Raw genomic sequence first — 3,595 nt, 5'->3', positions numbered from 1 at the left:
TGGATTGGCTCGTCCTCTCCGACCGCTGGGTCTCTCGGGAAACCGAGAGCCCAGGTCCCGGTAAGGCCTGAACAGGGCCACCTGACGGGAGGCTGGCGGATAACGATCGCGCGGAGCGTCGGGCTTCGTCGAAACGGTATTCACTACTCACACTCCGGACGTTGTCCGGCGCTCCGCGTCCCTTTCCATCCCTTCAGCGGTAGACCGCGTGAAGCGGCGGCGTCGTGCGCCAAATCCTCCCCCCGTGGGGGAGGCGGTCCGAAGGACCGGAGGGGGGAGGGGCAAGGTCGGCAGGACTTCCCCCTCCGTCCGCCTCGCGGACACCTCCCCCGCTGGGGGGAGGATTTACAGATCCAGATCCGCCGCGGCGAACTCGGCGTTTTCCTGGATGAAGCGGAAGCGCAGTTCGGGTTTGCGGCCCATCAGGGTCTCGACCAGGCTTTCCACCGCCTCTTCCGAGCGCGGCAGGGTCACGCGGGCCAGGGTGCGCTTCTTGGGGTCCATGGTGGTCTCCTTCAGCTGGGAGGCCATCATCTCGCCCAGGCCCTTGAAGCGGCCGATCTCGGGCTTCTTGCCCTTGAACACCGTGGCCAAGAGCTCGTCCTTGTGGGCGTCGTCGCGTGCGTATTCGGACTTGCCGCCGTGGCTGATGCGGTAGAGCGGCGGCAGGGCCAGATACAGGTGCCCCTGGCGGATCACGTCCGGCATGGTCCGGTAGAAGAAGGTGATCAGGAGGCTGGCGATGTGGGCGCCGTCGACGTCGGCGTCGGTCATGATGATGATGCGGTCGTATCGCAGGTCTTCCTCGCGATACTTGTTCCCGCCCTGGGCCCCCAGGGCCAGCATCAGGTCCGACAGCTCCTTGTTGGCGGTGAACTTCTCGCCGGACGCCGAGGCCACGTTCAGGATCTTGCCGCGCAGGGGCAGGATGGCCTGGTACTTGCGGTCGCGGGCCTGCTTGGCCGAGCCGCCGGCGCTGTCGCCCTCGACGATGAACAGCTCGGCGCCGTCGACGGCCCCGCCGGCGCAGTCGGCCAGCTTGCCGGGCAGGCGGAGCTTGCGGGTCGCGGAAGCGCGAGTAACTTCCTTGTCCTTGCGGCGTTTGAGGCGTTCCTCGGCCCGCTCGATGACGAAGTCCAAGAGGGCCTGGGCGTTCTTGGGGCTGGCGCTGAGCCACAGGTCGAACGGGTCGCGCAGGGCCGCCTCGACGAAGCGCTGGGCCTCGGTCGTCGACAGCTTTTCCTTGGTCTGGCCCTGGAATTCCGGGTTCTTGATGAACACCGAGATCAGGGCGCCGGCCTGGGCGACGACGTCGTCGGCGGTGATGATCGTGCCGCGCTTCTCGCCCTTGAGGTCGGCGTACGCCTTCAGGCCCCGGGTCAGGGCGGCGCGGAAGCCGCTCTCGTGGGTGCCGCCTTCGGGGGTGGGCACGGTGTTGCAGTACGACTGCATGAAGCCGTCGTGCTCGCCGAAGCCCTGGGGCGTCCAGGTGACGGCCCACTCGACGGCGCCGGCCTCGCCCTGGCGCTCGATGCGGCCCGAGAAGCTCTCGGGCGTCACCGTGGTCAGACCCTTGGTGCGCTCGGCCAGGAAGTCGGCCAGGCCGTTGGGGAAGTGGAACGTGGCCTCGGGCGGGGTCTGGTCATGGATGCGGGAGGGATCGCAGGACCATTTGATCTGCACGCCGCGGAAGAGATAGGCCTTTGAGCGGGCCATGCGGTAGAGGCGCGCGGGCTTGAACGCCACGCCCTCGCCGAAGATCTCGTCGTCGGGCTTGAAGCGCACCATGGTGCCCTTCTTCTTCGACGGGGCGACCTGCTGGATCGGACCCAGCGGCTTGCCGCGCGAGAAGACCTGGAGGTGCTCGAAGCCGTCGCGCCAGACGGTGACTTCGACGCGTTCGGACAGGGCGTTGACCACGCTGGCGCCGACGCCGTGCAGGCCGCCGGAGGTCTCGTAGGCCTTGCCCGTGAACTTACCGCCGGCGTGCAGGACGGTCATGATGACCTCCAGCGCCGACTTGCCGGGGTACTTGGGGTGCGGGTCCACGGGCATGCCGCGGCCGTCGTCCTTGACCGACAGGAAGCCGTCGGCGTCGAGCTTGACCTCGATCGTCTTGGCGAAGCCGGCCACGGCCTCGTCCATCGAGTTGTCGAGCACTTCGGCGAACAGGTGGTGCAGCGCCCGCTCGTCGGTGCCGCCGATGTACATGCCGGGGCGTTTGCGGACCGGCTCCAGGCCTTCCAGCACCTCGATGTCGGCGGCCGAGTACTCGCCGGGCGCCCCGGAAGACGAGGAGGCCTTGGCGGCCGGAGGCGGCGGTGGGACCGGGCGAGGCGTGGGCTCGACGTGCGGCTCCACGCTGGCCTGGAACGGCGCGGCGGGGACGGGCGCCAGGGCGTCGTCGTCGAACAGGGAAGGGGTCTTATCGGAGGACATCAGGACGATTTTGAAGCGATTCGGGGCGGGGGCCTCGTATGGGCCGAGGGCCGTCCCCTGAAAAGCGAAATCGAAATCCTCTCCCTGAAGGGAGAGGTGTCGCCGTCAGGCGACGGAGAGGGAAGAGACAGGCTTGGCCGGACTTCCCCCTCCGTCCGTTTCACGGACACCTCCCCTGTCGGGGGGAGGATTTCGCGCTCAGCGATAGGCCGGCGGATAGCCGCTCTGGTCGCTGGCGGCGTAGCGGTCGCGCAGCTGGGTCTGGCGGCTGTCCTTGGGCTGCTCGACGCCGCCGATCAGGACGGCCGTCGGCCAGCTGGTCGTCTCCAGCGGATCGCCGTTCCAGACCACGACGTCGGCGACCTTGCCCACGTCCAGCGAGCCGATCTTGCCGTCCTGGCCCCAGATCCTGGCCGGGACCAGGGTCACCGACGCCAGGGCGGCGGCGTAGGGCAGGCCGTTGGCGACCGCCAGGCCCGCGTTCAGCCGTTCCTGGCGCAGATTGTTGAAGTCCCGAGAGCCGTTGATCGCCACCGTGACCCCGGCGGCGTTCAGGCGGGCGGCGTTGTCGAGCCGCGAGCCCAGGGCCTCGAAGCTGTCGGGCAGGTCGGCCTGGGGATCGACGATGACCGGGACGCCGGCCTTGGCGATCTCGGCCGCGACCATCCAGCCTTCCTCGACGCCTTCGAGGACAACCTTGATCCGCTCCTCGGCCGCCAGCTTCAGGGCCTGGCGGATGTCGGCGGCGCGGGAGACACGGATCAGCAGCGGCGTCTTGCCCTGCACGACCGGGATCAGGGCCGCGAGGTCCAGGCGCGAGAGGCCGAAGTCGCGGGTGGCGCCCTGCTCGAACGCCGCGCGGCGGGCGGCGAAGGCGTGAGCGTCCTCCAGGGCCGAGCGGATCAGGACAAGGTCGGCGCCGCGGGAGCCGCCGGCCGCGCGGGCCCCGCTCTCGCCCAGCGAGACGGTGACGGCCAGCTTGGAGGCCTCGACGATGTCGGCGGCGCCGGCCTTCAGGCGGATGAACGCCGCCTGGCCGCCGAACAGCGGCGGATCGCCGTCGCCGGTCTTGCCGGCGGTCATCTCCTCGACCACGCCGTCGTCGGCATGCTCGTGAGCGCCGCCGCCGGTCCCCGAGAGGACGGGGGTGACCGCC

2 protein-coding genes and 1 pseudogene are annotated in these 3,595 nt (G+C 69.6%); all 3 read right to left on the bottom strand.

Annotated features, from left to right (window positions below; translation table 11 throughout):
• A pseudogene (locus VJ655_RS13560) lies at positions 1-140 on the bottom strand (hypothetical protein); the annotation flags it as partial.
• A gap of 205 nt (positions 141-345) precedes the next feature.
• Positions 346-2,442 (bottom strand): DNA topoisomerase IV subunit B, encoded by a 2,097-nt coding sequence (gene parE / locus VJ655_RS13555; protein WP_324111903.1) that lies wholly within the window; start codon positions 2,440-2,442, stop codon positions 346-348.
• A 195-nt stretch (positions 2,443-2,637) separates the two neighbouring features.
• Positions 2,638-3,595: amidohydrolase family protein (locus VJ655_RS13550; RefSeq protein WP_324111901.1), on the bottom strand; the 958-nt coding region annotated here is incomplete at its 5' end.

The organism is Caulobacter sp. (assembly GCF_035254145.1).
Lineage (GTDB): Bacteria > Pseudomonadota > Alphaproteobacteria > Caulobacterales > Caulobacteraceae > Caulobacter.
Note: the sequence above shows the minus strand (reverse complement) of the source record. Positions and strands in the feature narration are given on the sequence as shown.